The following is a 22,089-nucleotide window of genomic DNA, read 5'->3' as shown; positions in this document are numbered from 1 at the left end:
AAAAGTGCCTTTGAAAGAAGTGGTAGAATACGGAGTGATTGGGATTTTGGTTTTAATGAGTGTGGTAGCACTTTGGGCAAGCATTGAGAGAATGCTCTTTTATCACTATATCAAGCTTGTGCTATACACAAATAAAACCGAGCTTGAGATAGATTTATCAAAAAATTTAACGCTGATTGCTACCATTGGTTCAAATGCTCCTTATGTTGGGCTTTTAGGCACTGTATTTGGAATCATTTTAACTTTTGTGCAACTTGGGCAATCTGGAGTGGTGGATACTTCTAGCATTATGACTGGGCTTGCATTAGCCTTACAAGCGACAGCAGGTGGCTTGCTTGTAGCAATTCCTAGCATTGTGTTTTATAATCTTTTAATGCGTAAAAGCGAAGTGTTAATTGCGCAGTGGGAAGTTTTGCAGGAAAAAGACACCAAAAAAGGCAAAGAATGAAACGCTTTAGGCGTATGGATAGCATTAATATTGTTCCTTTTATTGACATTATGCTTGTTTTGTTAGTGATTGTGCTAACAAGTGCAACATTTATCGCACAGGGCAAAATTCCTATTCTAATTCCTCAAGCACAAGGCTCGCAAGACGCTTCAAAGCATACAAAAAGCATTGAAATTGCTATTGATGCGCAAGGAAATTATTATTTTGATGGTAAGATAATGGAATTAGATGCAATCCAAACAGAGCTCTCTAAGCTTCCAAAGGACACTCCCATTCTTTTGCGTGGGGATCAAAAAAGTTATTTTGAGCAATTTGTAAAACTTGTTGGAATCTTAAATCAAATAGGGCATAGTAATGTTGATGTGGAAATTGAACGCGAATAAGGAGAAGATTTGTTAAGAGAAAGTTATGATTTATCCACACTAATTTCGGCAGTTGTTACTTTTATGCTAATTGTGCTTACAATCCGTTTTGTATTGTATTTTGCAAATCGTAAAGGCTCACAAATCCAAAAACCAGATTGGCTAGATGATGAGAGATTTGAAATAAAAAAGAAAAAGAAAAAATAAAAAGGGAAGGGTTATGGAGAATCTACTCATCAATGGAATTTTTACAATATTTATGCTTGCTCTTGCATTTTGGGATTATTATAGTTATGGAAAGCAAAAGCATAGAGATTTTAAACCCATTATTATGAGTGCTGGGGTTTTGGGGACATTTGTTGGAATCTTTATAGGCTTGCAAGACTTTGATGTCAGCAATGTTGAAAATTCTGTTCCATCGCTTTTAGCAGGCTTACAAACCGCCTTTTACACTTCTATTTTGGGGATGGCTTTAGCGATTTTACTTTCTATTTTGCAAAAAAGCAAAGCAGTGAAGAGTGATTTTGAAAATATGCTAGATTATTTTTCCTTGCAAGCTAGCAAGCTAGATAAGCTAGAAAATTTAGAAATGCTAAGTGATGTTAAGAAGGCACTTAAGGAGATTGTTAGTCAAAATCAAGAGAGATTAGAATCACAAAAGAGTTATCAAATCACACAGATTGAGAATCTAAAAACGCTGGAGGATTCCTTTAAGACTACAAATGCAACACTCAAAGAAGCAATGCACCATTTAGCAAAGGGAGCAAGTAAGGAGCTTATTGCTGCACTCCAAGAAGTGATTAGGGATTTCAATTTACGCATTACAGACCAATTTGGAGATAATTTTAAAGAGTTAAATAACGCCGTTACGCAGATGATTACTTGGCAGAATAGTTATAAAGATTCCATTGCTGGGCTTGATAGCAGTTTAAAAAACACCTTAAAAGTTTTTGACGCAACTAAGGAATCCCTAGAGCTTATTGCAAAGCGTAATAATGAAGTGGTTGAAGTGTATAATGCACTAGCGCATAGTATTGAAGCTTCGCGCATTGAAAATGAAAAGCTTGCAACGCTTTTAGAAGGCTTTGAAAATATGCACGCAAATGCAGAGCTAGCACTCAAAGGCGTGGCGGAGTTAAGTAAAAATTTAGATTCCACACACGAAAAATCTTTAAGTTACATAAAAGAATCTTTAGATGGGGTGCAAGGATTTTTAACGCAAAGCACACAAGAATATCAACAGAGTTTGCAAAACACTTTAGAAAATAGTCTAAAAATTTTGCAAGAGGATTCACAAAAACAAAAGGAATCTTTATTAACGCTTCAAGAAGCATTTAGCGCATTTAATGCAGAATACATCACACAAAATAGAGAGCAATTAAGTAATCTTTTGGATTCCTTAAAAGAGGAGTTAAGCGCATTTGTGGAATCTTTTATTGAGAGTGATTCCCAATTAAAGCATAAAAATTTAGAAATGATTTCACACATTCAAAATAGCATACAAGAACGATTAGAAGGCATTAAAGAAAGCTTCAAAGAGAGTTTGGAGGTGCTAGAAAACGCACAAAAGGAATCCTTGCTATTGATTGAAGAGCAGGCTAAACGCAGTGATGATGTGCTAATGCGCCATACACAAGAAATGGGAAGTGTGGTTGAAAAAGCAAGCCATCATTTACAAGAATTAAGCGATAAAACGCGACAAAATTTAAGCAAAAACTCTGACACGCTAGAGCAGCATATTATAAATGCGGTGTTAAATTTTGATACACTGCTTGGAAAAACAACAAAAAGTTTAGAAGAAAACTTTGAGGATTCTAAGAACACTCTAATGGAATTAAGTAAAGAGATAGAATCGCAAATGGTCGTTACCACAAAATCTCTCAATTCCCTTTTGAATGACACTGCGCAATCCCTAAGTAAAAGCACACAAAATATTGAAGAATCTTTAGTGCAGACGAATGCGACTTTAAGTCAGAGTTTTAAAGAAACCACAGAATCTATCACAAGTAATCTTACTACGCATTCTGCGGTGATTGCAGAAAATTTAGAATCTGCAACAAATAATGTGAGTCAGAGTGTTGCAAATTTACTAGAGCAAAATCAGACTTATAGCCAAAACTTAAATGCACTTTTAGAAAATAATGTTAAAACCTTTGCTAAGAGTTTAGAGCAGTTGCATAAGGATTCTGCACAACACACACAAGAAGTGCAGGGGCAAATGCGTGCTAGCTTTGCGGAATCTTACAAAAATGCTTTAGATTCCTTAAGTGCGTATCTTAAAAATACTACCAATGCGTATCAAAATAAACTCCAAGATTTATCAAAGTTGGGCTTTGAACAACAGCAACAACTGCACACAAATTTACAAGAGCAACTAGAAAATATGGTTAAAACTTTTGAAATCCATAGTAAAAAGGTTTTGCAAAGTAGCACATCTCTAGCAGATAATCTTTTGGAAGCTTCTACAAAGTCATTAGATGCACACATACAGAATGCTATACAAAGCCATAAAGCTTTAGATGCAAGCGTTAAAACAACCTTACAAGAAATGGCAAAAAATTATCTAGGAATGTTAGAGCTGCTCACAAAACAAAGCCTTGAAACCCCAAAAAATGCGAGTGTAGAATTATTAAATGCCTTTAACATTTTACAAAAAAATCTAGGCGAGGCGTTGATGCAAACTTATGCATCTTTAGAAAGTAATCGTAAAGAAATTGATGCAATTTTAAAAATCACGCAAACAAACATTACAACTTCACTAAGCCAAACTACACAGCTTAATGAAACGCTTTGCCAATCTTTAGGGGAATTAGATAGTGCATTATCAAATATTACTTTAGGATTCCGTCAAGATTATGAATGGTTTTTGCGTAGAATCCGTGAGTTGATGGGGGCTAGAGGTTAATGGCAAATTCCCATCAAGGCAGTGAATGGATTAGTATTTCAGATATGATGGCAGGAGTGATGATGATTTTCCTGCTTATTGCTGTGTCTTATATGGTAATTATTAGTCAAGCAGAAAAACAGCTAGCCTTGCAAAATGTAGAACTTAAAGAGCTTAATAAGCAAATGAGCGACATTGCAAAAACGCACGAGGATTTGCAAGCTGCCTTGCATAAAGATTTGATTGCAGAATTTTCTAAAAATTTGGAATCTTGGAATGCAGAAATTGACGCAGACAACACATTGCGCTTTAAAGAGCCGGAGATTTTGTTTGACCAAGGTCAAAAAGAAGTTAAAATGCGTTTTAAAGAAATTTTAGATGATTTTTTTCCGCGTTACATTCGCATTCTAGCTCAAGACAAATACATAAATGACATTGATGAGATTAGAATTGAAGGGCATACTTCCACAGAATGGCAAAATGCAAAGACATTAGAATCGCGCTATTTAGGAAATGCGGAACTCTCACAGGCTAGAGCATTGGAAGTTTTGAAATATTGTTTTTCAAACACAAAGATTGATGGAAATAAAGAATGGCTTATTAAGGTTTTGCGTGCAAATGGACTTTCTTTTGCAAAGCCTTTAGAAACACCAGAGCTATCACGCCGTGTAGAGTTTAAGGTGATTACAAAAAGCAATCAAAAGATTATGGATATTTTAGATGTCAATAAAGACAGAGAAAAAATCAAAGAATAACTAGAAAATGAAAAATCTTTTACATATTTTTAATTACATTCAAAAATACCACGAAGATAATTTTGATGTTTTGTATCTTACTTTGGGTTTTTTATTGCTTGCAAAAAATAAGAAGTTAAGCGATGCACTGCTTAAAAAGAAGGATAAAACACAAGTCTTAGAAGAGTTTGCAAATTATTTAGAATCTTTAGGATTAGAGCCTTTTAGATTCCATCTTAGCTTAAACCATAAAAAAATTTTGCAATCTTTGCACGGCTTTAATGTCCAAGCACGCACTCTATGGGAGTTTATCCAAGTTGTTACAATACAAAAAACAATTCTTAAGCTTTATGAATACGCAACGCCAATGGAGATTAATGCTCTAGTGTGTGGGATTTTAGACATTCAACAAAAAGAAAGTGTTTATAGTCCCTGTTGTGGGTTAGGTTCTTGGTTTTTGCATTTAGATGCGCATTCCAAAGATTCTGCATTTTATGGTATAGATGTTAATCCAAGGTTAATTCATATTGCAAAGTTGCTTGTGCTTCTGCTAGATTTTAAAACCTGTTCTTTAAATGTTGGGGATATTTTTAGCGAGCCTTTCATCACAGAATTTAAATTTGATAAGGTTTTTTGTCATCCGCCTTTGCTCAATCATTTAAACATTAAAGCCCCTAAAGAATCACGCCTTGCGCCTTATAATAAAACTGCTTTAGAGATTCCATTTATAGATTATTCTTTGATGCGTTTTAGAAAAAAGGCAGTTTTTATTGTGCGCACTTCACTTTTAAACAAAGGGGTAGGGGAGCGTTTATGTAGGCATTTATTGGATTCTAAATTCTTAGAGTGCATCATTGAACTTCCGGATAATATTTTTCCCTACAAGACGGAATCTTATTCCATACTTGTCATTTCCAATCTTAATAAACGCTGTTTATTTATTAATGCAAGAAGCTTTTATTTGAAAGAAGGCAAGTATCATAAACTAATCAATCTTGAAGAGATTTTAGATTTGTATTTTTCTAAGCAAACTACACAATACTCTTATCTCTTAGATTATGCAAGCATTCAAGCAAGCAGTATCCGTCCGTCTTTTTGTAATGCCCAATACGATTCTCAAATCCCTTTAGGAGAGCTTTTAGAGTCCATTTATAGGGGAAGTCGTATTGCTTCTAAAAGTGATAGCGATTTAGTTTCTTGTTATGATTTTGGTATTAAGGATTTTAACCCTTATGGTTTTAGCAATTATTTTTGTGATCCCATCTTAAAAGCAAATAGTGCGCAGTTAGAAACGCTTAAAATCAAGCCTTTTGATGTATTGCTTTCTATGCGTGGAGTGATTCCAAAAGTTGCAATTATTGGTAGAGATGTAGAAAACAAAATCGTCCTTCCCAATGCTGGAATTTTAGTCTTGCGTTTTAAAGATGATAAAGTTGCAAAGGCATTATATTTTTATTTCTCAAGCAAAATTGGCCAAGAGATATTGAAGCATTTATATTTAAGCCATAATGAGCGTGTCGGTGAGAAAGAAATTAAGGGATTAGAGTTGCCAAAAAACTTTTTAGATTCCTTAGAAGCCTACAATACAGATTTTGAAAAATTATGCAAACACGGAGAAAGCATTGCTAAACACACACAGAACGTAAAGACTTTGCTAGGATTTTAAGGGGCTTAAAAATTAGAATCCTAAAATTCTAATTTTTAGTTACAAATCTTGCAATTCTTTGGATTCCTTTTTCAATGCTTTGTAAATCTGTTGCAAAAGAGAATCTAAAATACCCTTCCATTCCAAACCCAATCCCTGGCACAACTGCAACTCCCTGTTGCTCTAGCAAATCTTTACAAAATTGCATAGAATCTTTTGTGATACTGCTACAATTTACAAAAAGATAAAATGCGCCATCAGGTTTAATCACATTTAAACCTTCAATTGCATTCATTTTTTGGTGTGCAAAATCACGCCTTTCTTTAAAAGCTGTGCGCATATTTTCAATGTCTTTATCAGCACTTCCATTTAGTCCAGCAATGGCAGCTTTTTGTGTGATAGAGTTAATATTAGAAAGGGATTGGCTTTGTAATCCATCAATAAGTTTGCAAAGCTTTTGATCTTTGCTTGCTAGATAACCCATTCTCCAACCCGTCATTGCAGCAGCCTTGCTTAAGCCATTAATCGTAATTGTGCGCTCTAGCATATCGCCACTAATGCTACCTGCGGAAGTAAATTTTCCGTCATACACAAGTTTTTCATAAATTTCATCGCTTAACACCCAAATGTTTGTGTTTTTTAACACCTCCCCAATTGCTTCTAGCTCTTGTTTAGGATACACCATACCAGTAGGATTTGAAGGAGTGGTTAAGACTAGCATTTTTGTTTTTGGAGTGATGGCTGCTTTTAGCTGTTCTTTTGTGATTTTAAAATTATTTTCTTGCGAAGTTTCTATGAAAACATTTTTGCCTTTGCTAAAGGCTACAAGCTCAGGATAAGTTACCCAATATGGGCTTGGAATAATCACTTCATCATCCACATCAATAAGGGCTTGAAAAACATTGAATAAAGAATGCTTTGCTCCGCTATTGACAATGATTTCTTTTGTGGAATAGTTCAGATGATTTTCTCTTGCAAGTTTTTCGCTAATTGCGCTAAGTAATTCCGGAATACCAGCAGTTGCAGTGTATTTTGTAAAGCCTTCTTGGATTGCCTTGATTGCAGCATCTTTTATAACTTGTGGTGTGTCAAAGTCTGGCTCTCCAGCTGAGAAGGATAAAATATCCTTGCCTTGCGCTTTTAGTTCTCTTGCTAATGTGCTAATGGCGATGGTAATGGATTCTGAAAGATTTGTAATGCGGTTTGCGTAATATGCTTGCATAATGGCTCCTAATTGCGGTTAAATTTGAAACAAGGATATAACTTTTTTCCTTTATTGTCACTAAAATTTTAATGTTTAAAAATATTAGTATTATAAGCTAATTAATATTTAGTAAATAAGACTAAAGTATTATGAATTTTTTAACTAAATGTATTGACAATCCTAAAAAAAATCATTATAATTTCGCCGTTTTTAATTAAATTTAAATGTTTGGAGGTAATCCTATGAATTTTAAACCACTTGGAGAAAGAGTCTTAGTAGAAAGACTTGAGGAAAATACAACAACAGCATCTGGAATCATTATCCCTGATAATGCAAAAGAAAAGCCACTTGAAGGGATTGTCAAGGCAATTGGTTCAGAGGTTAAAGAAGTAAGCGTTAATGATAAAGTTGTGTTTGGTAAGTATTCCGGCACAGAAGTTAAACTTGATGGCAAAGAATATTTAATTTTAAAACTTGAAGATGTTTTAGGCGTCATTGCTTAATTTATAAAGAAAGGATAGAAAATGGCAAGTAAAGAGATTAATTTTTCAGATAATGCAAGAAATCGTTTGTATGAAGGCGTAAAACAGCTTAGCGATGCAGTTAAGGTAACAATGGGTCCACGCGGGCGCAATGTATTAATCCAAAAAAGTTTTGGTGCACCTAGCATTACAAAAGATGGTGTTTCTGTGGCAAAAGAGATTGAGCTAGCAGATCCTATCGCTAATATGGGCGCGCAACTTGTTAAAGAGGTTGCTAGCAAAACTGCAGATGCAGCAGGTGATGGGACAACAACTGCAACAGTGCTTGCATATAGCATTTTTAAAGAGGGTTTAAGGAATATCACAGCAGGTGCAAGCCCTGTGCAAGTAAAACGCGGAATGGATAAAGCAGCAGAAGCAATCACACAAGAGCTTAAAAAGATTTCTAAACCTGTTGCAGGGAAAAAAGAGATCGCTCAAGTTGCAACAATCTCTGCAAATTCTGATTCCAAAGTGGGCGAACTCATCGCAGAAGCTATGGAAAAAGTGGGCAAAGATGGTGTTATCACTGTTGAAGAAGCAAAAGGAATCAATGATGAATTAAGTGTTGTTGAGGGAATGCAGTTTGATAGAGGTTATCTAAGCCCATACTTTGTAACAAATAGCGATAAAATGGAAACAGAATTAGAAAATCCATACATTCTGCTAACCGATAAAAAAATCACTGCAATGAAGGACATTCTACCGCTTTTAGAATCCACAATGAAAAGTGGCAAGCCTTTATTAATTATTGCTGAAGACATTGAAGGAGAAGCGCTAACGACTTTAGTTGTGAATAAATTGCGCGGTGTGTTAAATATTGCAGCAGTGAAAGCTCCCGGATTTGGTGATAGACGCAAGGAAATGTTAAAAGATATTGCAACACTAACAGGTGGCGAGGTGATTAGCGAAGAGCTTGGTAAAACTCTTGAGGCAGCAAGTATTGAGGATTTAGGACAAGCAGCTAGAGTTGTGATTGATAAAGACAACACAACAATTGTAGATGGTGCAGGCAGCAAAGATGCAGTGCAAGCAAGAGTAGGGCAAATCAAAACACAAATTGAAGCAACAACAAGCGATTATGACAGAGAAAAGTTACAAGAAAGGCTAGCAAAACTTAGTGGCGGTGTGGCTGTTATTAAGGTTGGTGCAGCAAGTGAAGTAGAAATGAAAGAGAAAAAAGACAGAGTTGATGACGCATTAAGCGCAACAAAAGCGGCTGTTGAAAAAGGAATCATCATTGGTGGTGGTGCAGCATTAGTGCGTGCAGCAGCAAAGGTAAATCTAAGCCTAGAGGGTGATGAAAAAATCGGCTATGAAATCATTAAGCGCGCAATCTCTGCTCCAATTAAACAAATTGCAAGCAATGCAGGCTTTGATGATGGTGTTGTAGTGAATAATGTAGAAAAAGATTCCAACATTAATAATGGTTTTGATGCTTCAACGGGTAGTTATGTGGATATGTTTGAAGCTGGAATCATTGATCCACTAAAAGTTGCAAGAATCGCATTGCAAAACGCTGTGTCTGTTTCGAGCTTGCTTTTAACGACAGAAGCAACAGTGCACGAAATCAAAGAAGACAAACCAGCTATGCCTGATATGAGCGGTATGGGTGGAATGATGTAATTCCCCTTGTTTTATTTAAAATTTTATAGGAATCCTTTTTGGATTCCGCATTTCAAGCTTTCTAACTCTGTTAATTTTTTAAACTCTTTAAAACTTTCATTAACATATTTATCTCTAAAATTTACAAATTATTGTTAAGATGACATTACCTATGCAACAAAGGGGCATTTCAAACGACTAACAAACGAATTTTTAGAAGATTATAAAAACTATAGTCCCATTTTTGAATATAAAGATGAAAACACTAAAAATCTATGAATTACATATTCTCTCAATGCAAAGGAAAAGAAGTCATTATTGCCACTGACCCAGATAGAGAAGGGTATGGAATAGGATATATGGTTTATGAAGTGATTAAAAATGTAGCGAATAGTGTTAAAAGGGCTGAATTTTTTGAAATTACTGAAAATGGAATTTCAAAAGGACTCCAAAATGCAATCCCTTTTTCACAAAGCAATTTAAAAATGTATGACAGCTTTAAAGCAAGGCTTGTAGGGGATAAAATGATAGGATTTATCTTAAGCCCAAAATATGTGCAAATTTTAAAGGATAAAAAAACAGGAGTAGGGCGAGTGCAAACACCTGCATTAAATTTATTGTAAAAAGGGAGCTAGAAATTCAACAATATAATGCACTTCCACTCAATCAAAAGCTTGATTATAGAATTACTGCTAAAAGCTTAAAAGATAATCTTGCATTTACCATTAAAAGTGAAAATCTTTATAATGATAAAGAAGAAGCATTAAGAATCATTGAAGATTTAAAAACCCTTAATACTGCTATATGCTATGAAATTAAAACGAGAGAATCTAAACAAGCCCCCAAAGCTCCTTTTAGGACTTCACAGCTTCAAGAAGAAGCCAATAAAGCCTATAAATTCACAAGTGAATCTACAATGCAATATGCCCAAAAACTCTTTGAAAAAGGACTAATTACCTACCATAGAACAGATAGCAATTCCTTAAGCAATGAATTTTTAGAAGAAGTAAAAAGTAAATTTAGCCAAGAAGAATGGTATCAAAGGCGAGAATATAAAGCAGGGAAACAAAGCCAAGCAGAAGCACACGAAGCCATTAGAATTACACACGCCCACACATTAGAAGAAATGCAAGCAATTAGCAATGAAAACAACTTAAGCAACGAAGAGATAAAACTCTACACATTAATCTATCAAAACTCTATTGCTTCACAGGCAAAGGATTGCATTAAAGAAATTAAAGACTATATTTTTAATATCAAAGGAATACTCTTTAAATTCACAAATTCTAAAATCATTTACAAGGGATTTAAAGGAGTTTTTGAAGATAATATAGACACAGAAGAAACAAGAGAAGATGAAAATTCCTTACGCATAGATTTTAGTCAAAATGAAAATATTAACCTTATAGATTATTCTTTTATAGAAGTTAAGAAAAATCAACCCAAACGCTACAAAGAAAGCAATTTTATATCTTTGCTAGAAAAAGAAGGAATAGGGCGACCAAGCACTTATGCAAGCTTTTTAAAAACTCTCTTAGAAAAAGAATGCGTTGTTTTAGATACAAAAGGGGAAATTACCCCTACACAAAAGGCTTTAATCTTATAGAGGCATTAATGCAAAATAATGATGAATGGATAACTACTAGTGAATTTACCAAACAAATGGAATTAGTCTTAGATAAAATTGCCTCTAATGAATTGCACTATTTAAATTTCATTCAACCCATCCACGAGAAAATGAATTTCTTAGAAATAGAATCTAGCATCAATACACCTCTAAGCTCAAAACAAATTCAATTCTTAAAAGCTTTAGCAAAAGAGCAGGGCATAGAGATTCCAAAAGAAGCCTATGAAAACTATAAAGAATGCAATGTATTAATAGAAAAACTTAGTAAATCCAAACCCAAAAAACCACCAAGCGAAAAACAAATTAAGCTTGCAGAAGACTTAGCAAAAAAATACAATTTAAATCTTCCAAAGGATTACAAGGAATATTGGAAATCGTGTTCAGATTTTTTAGATAAAGCTTTTAAGGAAATAAAGAAGTAAAACCCAAAAATAGGGCTTAGACAAGAATATTTAAAGCAAGAAATCTATATAATATGTATGGATTTAAGGTATCGGCTTTCTTAAAAAGGAGGCGATATGGCAGAAGTTATAATCGTTCTAGTTGTTATACTCTTGCTCATTCTAGCAGTAAAAGCTAGATAAGCAAAATAATAATAAAACATTTAATTCTATGCCACTTCCGCTTATAAAAGCCTTAAATCCCTTGTAAATCTAAAGCCACTTTAAGCGGAGATGGTTTTAGTTTAAAGCAGAGAAAATAAAGTTTTAAAACCCAAAAATAGGGCTTAGACAAGAATATTTAAAGCAAGAAATTTTAAACATTCCCCCTTTTTACCAAAACCCTCCATACACGAGAAAAAATTGACACTATTCTTTGTAAGTTTTTAATATCCAGTCCCGCAAGCTTTCAGCAAACGGCAATTCTTCAAACCAATCCTTTGCGAAGGATTGGTTTTCCCAATGGTGAATACTGCTTAAGTTTTCAAAAAATTCTGCGTCTCTTACATATAACCGATCTTACACTTACATACGCCATTTTTCAATCCTTTTAAATTTTTGTATTATTTACCAAAACCCTATCATAACCTGTGTTTCATCACCACCCGAGTTTATCGGGGGGGGGGGGGTAGCTTGCACATTTAGATTGTCTTTATTTTCATATTCTATTAGTGCTTTATGCTTTGGAACAAACTCAAACACAATAGCACTCACAACACTACCACGCCCTTTACCTGAAACTTTAATTTTTTGGTAGGTTAAATCTTTAAAATAGGGTATTCCATTATGATTATTGGAATTAAGCTTTGAAATGCTTGGGTTTAAAACTCGCTTACTTACAACTCCTTGCTCATAACTTTCAGGGATACACATAATATTCTTAAAGGCTTCCCAATCTAGCTTACAATGTTTTAAATTCTCATATTGTTTTAAAATCCTATACAAATTTTTTGCATACTTAGAATCAATGGAGCAGAATTCTTTTAAATCAAATCTTGTGTAATTTTTGAAAAGATTATTGACTAAACAAGAGGCTTCTTCACTGATTTTTACAAAAAATGTTTTATAATCTTCATCAATATCAATCACAGAGAAGAAATTAATTACACTATATTTCCTTTTTTTTATTTATACCCATATGCCTATAACCTTGAGCTTTTAAAGACATCAATTTATTAGAAAATAAAACCAAAGATTCATAAAATCTGTTTCTATTTGTAGTTTTGTGATTATCATTTAACTCAACAAGCAATCTTACTTCTTCAAAAGTTAGCGATAAAGTCTTATCAGCTCTGTTTTTAAAAATAAAGCAAAGTGCAAAAAAGATATTAAAATCAATTTCATTAAATGCAGTAAAAACAATAGAATTTAAATCATTATGAAATTCCACCATAGGATTTTTAAATTCAGCTTCAGTGATTGTTTTTCCAATTTTTGAAAAATCTATTTCTTTTTTCTTTGGTTTTTTAGACTTATCCTTAAGAGTTTGAAAACCTAAAGTTTCATAAGTTGCATAATTCTTGCCAAATTCGGTAATACCGTTAAGTAGAGCAGTGTTTTGTTCCATTTAAGCACCTTTTAAGCACCTTGTTAAAAGAAACAAAAAAGTTTGAAAATTATAGTTTTCAATACAAAAATAATAGATTTTTGCTATAATGCGGTTTTTATTCATCTTAACAAAAACTTATAAAGGAATCCTTATGCGTTATGCGCTTGATCATTTTGATGATTTTAATAAAAATCTTTTGTTTTGGCTAGAACGTTTCATTTATAGCAAAATTAATAGCCTATCAAACCATCAAGTGAGAAACAAAGATGAGATTTTAAAAATTCTAGCAAGATTTCGCAAGGGCTTTGATTCTATGGAGTCCCTGCAAAACGCCTGCAAGGAGTGTCGCAATATCGGCTTAATCGGCATCAACACCTATATTTTACCCCTAAGCAAGCTATATGAATATCTCACACAAATTGGCTTAGAAAGCCTAAAAAATGTGGATGAGGAGCTTTTAAAAGAGTTTCTAACGATCCACACAAGCGCATTATCGGATGCTAGCAAGAAAAATTATCGTATGGCTTTGTTAAACTTTTTTGGCTTTATTGATAAGCAGAATGAAGATGCGCAAGGCACTTCGTATAATTTTCGCATTGAGCTTAAAAACTGGGGCGGTTTGCGCGGAAAAAGTGGGCAAAAACTGCCCTCATTTATGAATGAAGAAGAGGTGCATCGCTTCATTGATGGCATCAATAATTTTGTCTTCAAACACCAAGATTTAGGGGCTAGAAACCGCTTAATTTTGAAAATTATTATCTATACAGGAATCCGTGTGGGAGAAGCTTTGGGGCTAAAGTTAAAAGATATGATGCAAGATGGGGAGTTTTATCTCATACAAGTGCGTGGGAAAGGCAATAAACCGCGTGTTGTAATGTTAAAATCTAAGAATATCCACACGGATTTGCAACTTTGGAAAAGCACGCGCGATACAATGCAAACTGAAGAGGATTTACTCTTTTGCAATCACAAAGGCAAAAAATTAACACAAGCTTATATTAGCAGAATCGTAGAGCAAGTTTTAATCGCAAATGGAATTAGAAAGGAAAAAAACGGCGCACATATGCTCCGCCACAGCTTTGCTACCCTGCTCTATCAAAAAAGCCAAGACTTAGTGCTTGTGCAAGAAGCACTAGGACACGCAAGTTTGGACACTTCGCGCATTTATATGCATTTTGATAAACAAAAGCTAAAAAGCACCACAGAGATTATGGATTAAGCACTTTTCCCAATATGCGCCATAAAGCAAGTGCTATAAATTCCACTCTTACCTACTCTATTCATTTTGTGTAATGTTTTACAAAATAACTCTAAAATCTAGCGGTGTGTGAAAAATACCTAAAAATTTATCTTTTCATTTTCCATATTTTTCTTTTTCAAATATTCTTTTAAATAAGCTCTTGACTGCAAAAAATCAAATGTTTTAAATGGTTTATTGTTTTTCTGTAATCTTTCCAAAATTCCCGATATAGTTCCATATTTATTGAGAATTGTATTTACCGAAGCAAAATTACTGGCAGATGGATTTTCACCTATATTTTCTCGTAGTTTCATAATTATGTCATCTAAAATATGAGTATCACTCAAGTTTAAACCCAGATACATAATGCTAATAATCTCAAAAAGTTCATTAGCTAATGTTGTTGGTTGGATTTGCCTATCTTTTGGCATACTAGAACTCTTATCATTTGCCACGCTTAATCCATCATCAATTGTTTGTTTAAATGGATTAAAAAGCTTTATGGAATCAACAGGGATATTTAATAACTTTAGCAATTGTTGTCCACAATCATAACCAAGATAAAAGATTTCTTTTCGCCCTGTGTTTTTGTGTATCGCACTAAATTGATAATATTTATCTGTCAGCTCTCCACCACATTGATTTGGCTTCTTATCACCATTGAGTAAAACGGCATAGACCAATACTTTAACATCTCTATATTCTTTTATAAATTTTTGTTTCGCAGACTCACCTCTTAAAGATTGCATAATATAATCCTTATAAATATTTTGATATATTTCCAAAAAACACGGAATCTAACATCACATTTTCTAAACTTCTTTGTGAAAAGAGAAACCGCCCATCATATCACTTTAATTACTATTTTAGTAAAGGCAAATGTCGCACTATTTATTCAAAACTTCAATAAGTCTATCTAATAGCAATTTCTCCCTTTCTTCTGCAAATTTATCAAAATTTTCAAGCGATAAATCCACATCTGGAATTAAATGTTTATTTAAAAAACCCTTTCTATCGTTTCCACAATTTTCATCTACCCACTGCTCTAAACTTTTATCTTGTTTTGACTTATTTTCATTAGCATCAAGCATTTGTAAATTTACCAAAGAGTTATAATATTTAAAATCTTTCCACTGATAGTCTGGTTCTTTTTCTGCTCGTTTTTTGGCTATTTTCTCATATTTTTTATATGCAGATTCTGGATGCAAATGATCTTTATGAAAGTTATTATTTTTATAATCCAAATTTGGATAAAGCAAAGATAATATAGCAAAAGATTCGGAATTATGTTTTTCATACAACATCACATTGTTTTGCAAGTATTCCATATCTAAATTGTAGTTATATTTTGTTTCTTTTTCAATTTCTTGCCAAGGAAAGTATTCTATTTCCCTATCAAAAAATATACCATTTTGCTTAAAATCCCTAATAAAAGCTTTGCGAGTATTTGTCAATATAGTATCACTACTTCCCCCAAATGATTTAAATATCGTAGCTCTAAGCAGCCATTTTTTAATAAGTTGTCTATTTTCTTTTTGTTTTACAGAATCTACAATACTATGGGTTAAATCTTTATGATAAACAAAATACAAAATAGGCAAAATTGCATTGTTTGATGAGAGTGTTTTTGCATCAAAGCCAAAACTTCTAAGCAATCTGAAAGTTTCAATAAAGGCATTTTGAATAGCTTCCCATTTCTCCTCAATATCTTGGATAAAATTTTTATCAAAACTATTGATTTGGAATTTAATAGAATTATGAAAGAGATATAAAAACCCTTTTAACACCAAATCTTTTGAAATGCTAAAATTTTCATTAATTCTATCCACAAGATTATTAATTTCTGTTCTAGCATCAATCCTATTCCAATTTGCAATAGCAATGCTAAATAAAATATCAGAATAATCAAGAGAAGTCCCACCCGAATTAATGCGTATAAAGATATTTACTGCCTTATCTGGATTTTGCTCTTCTTCTAAATAATAATTAATTAAATGTTTATCAAATATTTTTTGACTGAATAATTCCAATCTTTCCTCTTCATTCTCATCCAACTCAAATTCTTTTGCTATTTTTCTCACTCTGCTTGTCTCGTGCTTATAAATTTCTTTGCATTTAAACCATTTTTGCCTTTGTTTATCAATATAAATACCTTTTTGCTCTGTCTCTTCTCTATCAAGCCATAAAAACTCATATTCTACTTTTTCATTTTTTGGCTTTTCACTTTGAGTGAGATTAAAATAAAAATCACAGATCTTAAAACGCCTATCGTCATTTTCCCATTTTTTATTACTCCTGTGAATATCATAATTTCCAAATAAAGCAAGATACAATGAAGTGAGCCTTTGTTGCCCATCAAGCACAGCATCAAAATCTTTATGGTTTGAGGTATTAAAACACTCATTATGCGTGTGATACCGCTCTCTATAATATTCCAAAAATCTATAAAATTTCCACGCTGTCTTACTTTCATCTTTAACACGCCAAAACAACATTGAGCTAATCGGATAATCTCTCATAAGAGAATCAAATAATTCCTCTATTTGTTCTGGCTTCCATGCATATTCTCTTTGAAATGCTGGTAATAAATACTGATTTTCGCGTATTTTTTGCATTGCTTGATTGATTGTGATGGGTGATTGAAATCCTGCCATTGAAAACTCCTTTTGTTTATATCTAAAGTGCTTAAATTATATCGCAAAAATTACATTCTACTCCCACTCAATCGTTCCCGGGGGTTTGGAGGTGATGTCATAGACTACGCGGTTAATGCCTTTTGCTTCGTTAATAATGCGGTTTGAAACAGCTTCTAAAAATGCGTGGGGTAAGTGTGAAAAGCTTGCTGTCATTCCATCCATTGCCCCCACAGCACGCACACAAATGGTATTATCATAAGTGCGATTATCGCCCATTACACCTACACTTCGCACATTTAAAAGCACACAAAACGCCTGCCACACACTATCATACAAGCCCCATTTATGCAGCTCTTCTATAAAGATAGAATCCGCTTCTTTTAATAGCTCCAAATCCGCCGCATTCACTTCGCCCATAATGCGTATGGCAAGTCCAGGTCCGGGGAAGGGGTGTCGCATAAGCATAGATTCAGGCATTCCAAGCTCCCTGCCTAACGCCCTTACCTCGTCTTTAAAAAGCTCCCTTAAAGGCTCGATCAGCTCAAACTTCATCCATTCAGGCAGTCCGCCGACATTATGGTGGCTTTTTATCGTCTTGCTAGGACCTTTGACACTCACAGATTCAATCACATCAGGGTAGAGCGTGCCTTGTGCTAAAAACTTTATCTCGCCTTTTGTGTTGTGCTTTTTGGCTTCAGCTTCAAAGACTTCTATAAAGGTTTCGCCGATGATTTTGCGTTTTTTTTCAGACTCAGTTACCCCCTTTAATCGCCCTAAAAATAGCTCTTTCGCATCTGCTACAATCAAAGGCACTTTTAGATTCTCTCTAAACATCGCTTCTACCGCTTCTCTTTCACCTTTTCGCAAAAGCCCGGTATCGACAAAAACAGGGATAAGATTCTCCCCTATGGCTCGGTAAAGAAGTGTAGCTACCACGCTAGAATCTACGCCTCCGCTCACCGCACACAACACTTTCTGCGTTGGCTTTTGTGTGCTTTTAAGGGAGTTTGATTTTGTAGCTTCGTCATTTATGTTCAATAAACTCCTTGCTTCAAAATCTGCACAACTCTTAAAATCATCACAAAATCCTTCCGCATTAGAATCTAACCCTTTTTCTTGTGAATTTTCTTGCGTTAGCTTAGAATCCACCCCATTTTCGCAACTCCCCCCAAGCACCTTTTCTCTTAGCTTCACAATCTCACTTTGCGCAAAATTTCGCATATTCCAATTTGTATCCGTCCCACAAATCCCAACAGCAAAATTTTTTAGAATCTCCCCGCCACACTCACTATGCACCACTTCAGGATGAAATTGCAAGGCATACACCTGCCGCTTAATATCTGCAATAGCACAATAGTGCGTATTTCCACTTTTAGCAAGCTCCACAAATCCGTTAGGCAGAGACTCCACTTTATCGGCGTGGCTCATCCATACGATAGAGTTTTGCTTCACATTATGGAATAAAACATTATGCGATTGCAAATTAGATTCCAACTTTTTGCTAGAAACTTCCAAATGCACCATTGGAAAATCCCTACCCTTAGAGTCCTTTTGACTTCTCCCTATTTCTTTAAATCCAAGTTGCGTATAAAACCTAAGCCCCCTAACATTTTCCACATTACAATCCACAACAATGCTATCATATTGTCTTAAAGAACGCATAAATGCTTCACGCAAAAGCGCAATCCCAACTCCACGCTTGAAAAATTTTGGATGCACAAAAAGCATTTCAATACGATTTTGCTCTACCCCTAAAAAGCCTAAAAATATCGCATCATCTGTAACTACAAGTGTGTTTTCTGACACCTTTAAAAGCTCACTAACTTCAGGTTTAAGCGTGGCAATATCACTCTCTTTTAAGAAATTGTGGCTATCCCTTATGGAATCCTCCCATAAATCCACAAGTGCTTCTAGGGCTTTGGGCATTGATTTGTGGCTAAACTCACTAAAGGTTAAGCTCTCTTCTAAATTTAAAATCTCAAGCACCGCCTTGCCAAACTCCTGCGCTTCTGCCCTTACCACACTTCCACCAAAAAAATGCGCGATATATTGCATTCCATAGCAAATCCCAAGCACAGGGATTCCAAGCTCAAATATTTGAGAGTCTGGCTTATACGCCCCTTCTTCATACACACTTGCAGGACCGCCACTTAGAATAATGCCTTTAGGATTTTTTGCTTTTATGGAATCTAGCTTTTCAAAATATGGCACAATCTCTGTATAAACCCCATATTCACGAAGCCTTCTAGCGATAAGTTGTGTGTATTGTGAGCCAAAATCTAAAACTAAAATTTCCACATTTTGCAAAAAATTCTGTTGCATAAAAGACCTTTAAAAAGAGTTGATTTTTTTTGTAAAACAAGCCTAGATTCTAGCAAAAACTAGCTTAATTCTGTGGCTTATGGTAGCTGTGAGTGGAGTAAGATAAATCAAACAATCGCATAGTAAAAAGCAAAAAGCCTTAAAACGCCACTAGTTTTAAAGTTTTTTAGCAAGAAAAAGCGTGCAAACACCTACGGAGAATGCTTTGGTATAAAGGGGCTTAAAGCCTACTTCACTAAGTTCAGCGTTTAATTTATCTGTGGTTAAAAACTCTTCAATGGAATCTGGCAAATAGCGATAAGCGCGGTAATTCCTTGAGATAATTCCCCCCACAAAAGGCAGAATCCTTTTTGTATAAAATCCCATTAATTGCTCCATTAAACTAGGATTTTCACATTTTGTAAATTCTAAAATCACTAGGATTCCATCTTTTTTAAGCACTCTTGCAAACTCATTTAACGCCCTTTTACGCTCCAATACATTGCGGATTCCATAGGCAATGCTTAAAATATCCTTACTTTCACTCTCTAGCGGTAACTCTGTTGCTTCACATCGCATAAAGCGAATTTCTGGCATTTTTTTGCGCGCAACTGCTAGCATTCCCTCACTTGGATCAAGCCCTATGATGCTTTGAATCTCTACGCCTTCTTTGTGCGCGTTTTTTTGCCAATGGCTTATCATATCCCCCGTGCCACAAGCAATATCGGCAATCTCTAAACCTTGAGTTTTTAAGAGTTTAAAGGCTTGCTTGCACGCAATTTTACGCCAAGTTATATCAATCCCACAGCTCATTACGCGATTTGTTAAATCATAACTCTCTGCAATGCCATCAAACATTGTAATAATTTCTTGCTGTTTTGACATCACGCATTCCCTAAAGTTGTTTTAGCAAGCTCCAACCACGCATTTAAGCTCTCAATCTGCGCTAAAGTGGCTTGTGTAGAAGTCCCACCATAAGAATTGCGACTCTCCATTGAAGCCTTTAAATCAAGGCTGCTATGCGCTTCTTTTGGAATCCTACAATCCACTGCACAAAGCTCTTCTACACTTAATTCACTCAAATCTTTCCCTAAAGATTCCGCACTTGCAACGGCTACTCCTGTAATGTGATGGGCTTCTCTAAAAGGAATTCCACAATTTTTAACAAGGAAATCCGCTAAATCTGTCGCGCTTAAATGCCCTACCCTACACGCTTTTAGCATAGAATCTTTATGGATTGTCATACTCTTTAGCGCATCATTTAGGATTCTTAAAGAAATCTCAAGCGTTTCAAAACTATCAAAAACCCCTTCTTTGTCTTCTTGTGTGTCTTTGTTGTAAGCTAGCGGCAAGCCCTTCATCACTACCAAAAGCCCCATTAAATTCCCATACACACGCCCACTTTTCCCACGCAAAAGCTCTGGCACATCGGGGTTTTTCTTTTGTGGCATAATAGAGCTTCCCGTAGAATACGCATCACTTAGCGTAATAAACCTAAACTCATAGCTACTCCATAGCACAAGCTCTTCTGCAAGGCGTGAAATGTGCATTGCAAGCACACTTGCATCATACAAAAAATCCAGCGCAAAATCCCTATCGCTCACAGAATCAGCAGCATTTAGTGTAGGTGCGATAAATCCTAGCTCTTTTGCCACAAAATGCCCATCTGTGCCATAAGGCGTGCCAGCAAGGGCGGCAGCACCAAGTGGGCAGTAATTGTTACGCTTAAAAGTGGATTCCAACCTTTCAAAATCGCGCATAAACATACAAACATACGCACAAAGTAAAAAGCCAAAATTCACAGGCTGTGCGTGCTGTAAATGCGTCATTCCAGGAAGCATTGTTTGTGTGTGCTCTTTTGCAAGGTTAAGAAGTGTTGAAATTAGATTTAGCACTAAATTGCGCAAATGCTTATTGGAATCTAAAACAAAAAGCCTAAAGTCAAGTGCGACTTGATCGTTACGACTGCGTGCTGTGTGGAGCTTTTTGCCCACTTCACCGATGATTTGCGTTAAACGGCTCTCCACTGCCATATGAATATCTTCATCACTAAGTTTAAAGTCAAACTCCCCTGCTTCTATTTCTGCTTGCACTTTTTCTAAACCACAACAAATCAAATCCGCTTCATCTTGGCTTAGGATTCCAACTTTTGCTAGCATTTTTGCGTGTGTTTTAGAGCCTAGAATATCTTGTTTATAAAGCTTTTTATCAAAAGGCAAAGACGCATTAAACACATCTAAAATCTTAGCGGAATTTGTGCTAAACCGCCCTCCCCATAGCTTTTTGCCTGCCATAATTTGCCTTAAAAAGGTTTTAAAATCACTAAGATTACAATAAGAATTAGCACAAGCGTTGGCACTTCATTATAAAAACGGAAAAATTTACCACTCTTAAAACAGCGATTCTCCCTAAAAGCCACCATATAACGATACAAACTAAAATGGTATGCTACCAAAAGCACCACAAGCAAAATCTTAGCGTGCATCCAGCCTTGACCTTTTAAAAAACTTGGTTCTAACAATAACAGCCAAGCCCCTGAAATAAGTGTCGCAATTAATGCAGGATAGCCCACAAAGTTAAACAGCTTTTGCTCTTGCGTCTTTACCACTTCCACAAAGCCCTTATTTTCAATATGTTCAGCGTGATACACAAAAAGGCGTGGCAGATAAAATAGCATCGCCATCCAAGATACAAAAGAAATGATATGAAAAATTTTCACATAATAAAAAGTCATCATAAGCTCCATTTGAGATAATTTCTTAAATGTGTGATTGTAGCAGAACAGACTTAAATGAGAAGAAAATGAGAATTTTTTTGTATAATTGCAGAATTTTCTTGGGAAATTTAAGGAAATACATTGTTAGAGTTATTTTCAAGCCTTGATATTGTATTT

General features: G+C 34.9%; 21 protein-coding genes. 12 read left to right on the top strand and 9 right to left on the bottom strand.

Annotation, left to right across the window (positions count from 1 at the left end; translation table 11 throughout):
• Positions 1-10 precede the first annotated feature (10 nt).
• From exbB to MRZ19_RS04420, 6 genes are read left to right on the top strand one after another with little or no spacing between them, the layout of a single operon-like run.
• Entirely contained in the window at positions 11-448 is a 438-nt protein-coding gene (exbB, locus tag MRZ19_RS04445; protein ID WP_291030911.1) for a TonB-system energizer ExbB, read from the top strand.
• A complete protein-coding gene (locus MRZ19_RS04440) occupies positions 445-831 on the top strand; it encodes a biopolymer transporter ExbD (protein ID WP_291030730.1) in 387 nt (128 codons plus the stop codon). Before exbB ends, MRZ19_RS04440 begins: the two co-directional genes overlap by 4 nt.
• Before the next feature lie 9 nt (positions 832-840).
• Positions 841-1,017: a hypothetical protein gene (locus tag MRZ19_RS04435; protein ID WP_291030728.1), complete on the top strand. Its 177-nt coding sequence runs from the start codon at positions 841-843 to the stop codon at positions 1,015-1,017.
• A gap of 13 nt (positions 1,018-1,030) precedes the next feature.
• Positions 1,031-3,715, top strand: coding sequence for a hypothetical protein (locus MRZ19_RS04430; protein ID WP_291030726.1), 2,685 nt, complete (start codon positions 1,031-1,033; stop codon positions 3,713-3,715).
• Positions 3,715-4,449, top strand: a complete 735-nt coding sequence (locus tag MRZ19_RS04425) for an OmpA family protein (RefSeq protein WP_291030724.1) — start codon at positions 3,715-3,717, stop codon at positions 4,447-4,449. The genes MRZ19_RS04430 and MRZ19_RS04425 overlap by 1 nt, the downstream gene beginning before the upstream one ends.
• Positions 4,450-4,456: 7 nt before the next feature.
• Entirely contained in the window at positions 4,457-6,094 is a 1,638-nt protein-coding gene (locus MRZ19_RS04420; protein ID WP_291030722.1) for an N-6 DNA methylase, read from the top strand.
• 28 nt (positions 6,095-6,122) lie between these two features.
• Here MRZ19_RS04420 and MRZ19_RS04415 read toward each other — a convergent pair whose 3' ends face one another.
• A complete protein-coding gene (locus tag MRZ19_RS04415; protein WP_291030720.1) occupies positions 6,123-7,295 on the bottom strand; it encodes a pyridoxal phosphate-dependent aminotransferase in 1,173 nt (390 codons plus the stop codon).
• A gap of 224 nt (positions 7,296-7,519) precedes the next feature.
• On the opposite strand from MRZ19_RS04415, the gene groES reads away from it, so the two are divergent.
• From groES to MRZ19_RS04390, 5 genes are all read left to right on the top strand, one after another.
• A complete protein-coding gene (groES, locus tag MRZ19_RS04410; RefSeq protein ID WP_291030718.1) occupies positions 7,520-7,780 on the top strand; it encodes a co-chaperone GroES in 261 nt (86 codons plus the stop codon).
• Positions 7,781-7,801: 21 nt separating this feature from the next.
• Positions 7,802-9,424 carry a chaperonin GroEL gene (gene groL / locus MRZ19_RS04405; protein ID WP_291030716.1) on the top strand — a complete coding sequence of 541 codons (1,623 nt, stop codon included), beginning with the start codon at positions 7,802-7,804 and terminating at the stop codon, positions 9,422-9,424.
• A 254-nt stretch (positions 9,425-9,678) separates the two neighbouring features.
• Complete coding sequence (locus MRZ19_RS04400; protein WP_291030714.1) at positions 9,679-10,026, top strand: toprim domain-containing protein; 348 nt, start codon at positions 9,679-9,681, stop codon at positions 10,024-10,026.
• Entirely contained in the window at positions 10,011-11,009 is a 999-nt protein-coding gene (locus MRZ19_RS04395) for a DNA topoisomerase (RefSeq protein WP_366936150.1), read from the top strand. Before MRZ19_RS04400 ends, MRZ19_RS04395 begins: the two co-directional genes overlap by 16 nt.
• An 8-nt stretch (positions 11,010-11,017) precedes the next feature.
• Positions 11,018-11,452 carry a hypothetical protein gene (locus MRZ19_RS04390; RefSeq protein WP_291030712.1) on the top strand — a complete coding sequence of 145 codons (435 nt, stop codon included), beginning with the start codon at positions 11,018-11,020 and terminating at the stop codon, positions 11,450-11,452.
• Between the two features lie 585 nt (positions 11,453-12,037).
• On the opposite strand, the gene MRZ19_RS04385 is transcribed toward MRZ19_RS04390, so the two are convergent.
• On the bottom strand, positions 12,038-12,559 hold the full coding sequence (locus MRZ19_RS04385; protein WP_291030709.1) for a replication initiation protein: 522 nt from the start codon (positions 12,557-12,559) through the stop codon (positions 12,038-12,040).
• A gap of 19 nt (positions 12,560-12,578) precedes the next feature.
• A complete protein-coding gene (locus tag MRZ19_RS04380) occupies positions 12,579-13,037 on the bottom strand; it encodes a hypothetical protein (RefSeq protein WP_291030708.1) in 459 nt (152 codons plus the stop codon).
• A gap of 133 nt (positions 13,038-13,170) precedes the next feature.
• On the opposite strand from MRZ19_RS04380, the gene MRZ19_RS04375 reads away from it, so the two are divergent.
• A complete protein-coding gene (locus tag MRZ19_RS04375; RefSeq protein WP_291030706.1) occupies positions 13,171-14,238 on the top strand; it encodes a tyrosine-type recombinase/integrase in 1,068 nt (355 codons plus the stop codon).
• A 119-nt stretch (positions 14,239-14,357) separates the two neighbouring features.
• Here MRZ19_RS04375 and MRZ19_RS04370 read toward each other — a convergent pair whose 3' ends face one another.
• From MRZ19_RS04370 to hemJ, 6 genes are all read right to left on the bottom strand, one after another.
• The gene (locus MRZ19_RS04370; RefSeq protein ID WP_291030704.1) at positions 14,358-15,008 is read right to left on the bottom strand and encodes a hypothetical protein; all 651 of its coding nucleotides are present in this window, start codon (positions 15,006-15,008) and stop codon (positions 14,358-14,360) included.
• Between the two features lie 138 nt (positions 15,009-15,146).
• Entirely contained in the window at positions 15,147-16,913 is a 1,767-nt protein-coding gene (locus MRZ19_RS04365) for a DUF262 domain-containing protein (RefSeq protein ID WP_291030703.1), read from the bottom strand.
• A gap of 57 nt (positions 16,914-16,970) precedes the next feature.
• A complete protein-coding gene (gene guaA, locus MRZ19_RS04360) occupies positions 16,971-19,217 on the bottom strand; it encodes a glutamine-hydrolyzing GMP synthase (RefSeq protein WP_291030701.1) in 2,247 nt (748 codons plus the stop codon).
• 156 nt (positions 19,218-19,373) lie between these two features.
• Complete coding sequence (gene ubiE / locus MRZ19_RS04355; RefSeq protein ID WP_291030699.1) at positions 19,374-20,081, bottom strand: bifunctional demethylmenaquinone methyltransferase/2-methoxy-6-polyprenyl-1,4-benzoquinol methylase UbiE; 708 nt, start codon at positions 20,079-20,081, stop codon at positions 19,374-19,376.
• Positions 20,081-21,490, bottom strand: a complete 1,410-nt coding sequence (argH, locus tag MRZ19_RS04350) for an argininosuccinate lyase (RefSeq protein ID WP_291030697.1) — start codon at positions 21,488-21,490, stop codon at positions 20,081-20,083. The genes ubiE and argH overlap by 1 nt, the downstream gene beginning before the upstream one ends.
• A gap of 8 nt (positions 21,491-21,498) precedes the next feature.
• Positions 21,499-21,930 carry a protoporphyrinogen oxidase HemJ gene (hemJ, locus tag MRZ19_RS04345; RefSeq protein WP_291030907.1) on the bottom strand — a complete coding sequence of 144 codons (432 nt, stop codon included), beginning with the start codon at positions 21,928-21,930 and terminating at the stop codon, positions 21,499-21,501.
• Between the last annotated feature and the right edge of the window lie 159 nt (positions 21,931-22,089).

The sequence above is a fragment of the Helicobacter sp. genome (genome assembly GCF_022770205.1).
GTDB lineage: Bacteria > Campylobacterota > Campylobacteria > Campylobacterales > Helicobacteraceae > Helicobacter_D.
The sequence above is the reverse complement of the archived record's forward strand: the minus strand, read 5'-3'. Positions and strand labels throughout refer to the sequence as shown.

What these genes read in the sequence shown, in the direction of transcription:
- MRZ19_RS04440 (WP_291030730.1), top strand. Translation starts at nt 445, where the DNA reads ATGAAACGCTTTAGGCGTATGGATAGCATTAATATTGTTCCTTTTATT.
- MRZ19_RS04430 (WP_291030726.1), top strand. Translation starts at nt 1,031, where the DNA reads ATGGAGAATCTACTCATCAATGGAATTTTTACAATATTTATGCTTGCT.
- MRZ19_RS04425 (WP_291030724.1), top strand. Translation starts at nt 3,715, where the DNA reads ATGGCAAATTCCCATCAAGGCAGTGAATGGATTAGTATTTCAGATATG.
- MRZ19_RS04420 (WP_291030722.1), top strand. Translation starts at nt 4,457, where the DNA reads ATGAAAAATCTTTTACATATTTTTAATTACATTCAAAAATACCACGAA.
- MRZ19_RS04415 (WP_291030720.1), bottom strand. Translation starts at nt 7,295, where the DNA reads ATGCAAGCATATTACGCAAACCGCATTACAAATCTTTCAGAATCCATT.
- groES (WP_291030718.1), top strand. Translation starts at nt 7,520, where the DNA reads ATGAATTTTAAACCACTTGGAGAAAGAGTCTTAGTAGAAAGACTTGAG.
- groL (WP_291030716.1), top strand. Translation starts at nt 7,802, where the DNA reads ATGGCAAGTAAAGAGATTAATTTTTCAGATAATGCAAGAAATCGTTTG.
- MRZ19_RS04400 (WP_291030714.1), top strand. Translation starts at nt 9,679, where the DNA reads ATGAATTACATATTCTCTCAATGCAAAGGAAAAGAAGTCATTATTGCC.
- MRZ19_RS04390 (WP_291030712.1), top strand. Translation starts at nt 11,018, where the DNA reads ATGCAAAATAATGATGAATGGATAACTACTAGTGAATTTACCAAACAA.
- MRZ19_RS04380 (WP_291030708.1), bottom strand. Translation starts at nt 13,037, where the DNA reads ATGGAACAAAACACTGCTCTACTTAACGGTATTACCGAATTTGGCAAG.
- MRZ19_RS04375 (WP_291030706.1), top strand. Translation starts at nt 13,171, where the DNA reads ATGCGTTATGCGCTTGATCATTTTGATGATTTTAATAAAAATCTTTTG.
- MRZ19_RS04370 (WP_291030704.1), bottom strand. Translation starts at nt 15,008, where the DNA reads ATGCAATCTTTAAGAGGTGAGTCTGCGAAACAAAAATTTATAAAAGAA.
- MRZ19_RS04365 (WP_291030703.1), bottom strand. Translation starts at nt 16,913, where the DNA reads ATGGCAGGATTTCAATCACCCATCACAATCAATCAAGCAATGCAAAAA.
- guaA (WP_291030701.1), bottom strand. Translation starts at nt 19,217, where the DNA reads ATGCAACAGAATTTTTTGCAAAATGTGGAAATTTTAGTTTTAGATTTT.
- ubiE (WP_291030699.1), bottom strand. Translation starts at nt 20,081, where the DNA reads ATGTCAAAACAGCAAGAAATTATTACAATGTTTGATGGCATTGCAGAG.
- argH (WP_291030697.1), bottom strand. Translation starts at nt 21,490, where the DNA reads ATGGCAGGCAAAAAGCTATGGGGAGGGCGGTTTAGCACAAATTCCGCT.
- hemJ (WP_291030907.1), bottom strand. Translation starts at nt 21,930, where the DNA reads ATGACTTTTTATTATGTGAAAATTTTTCATATCATTTCTTTTGTATCT.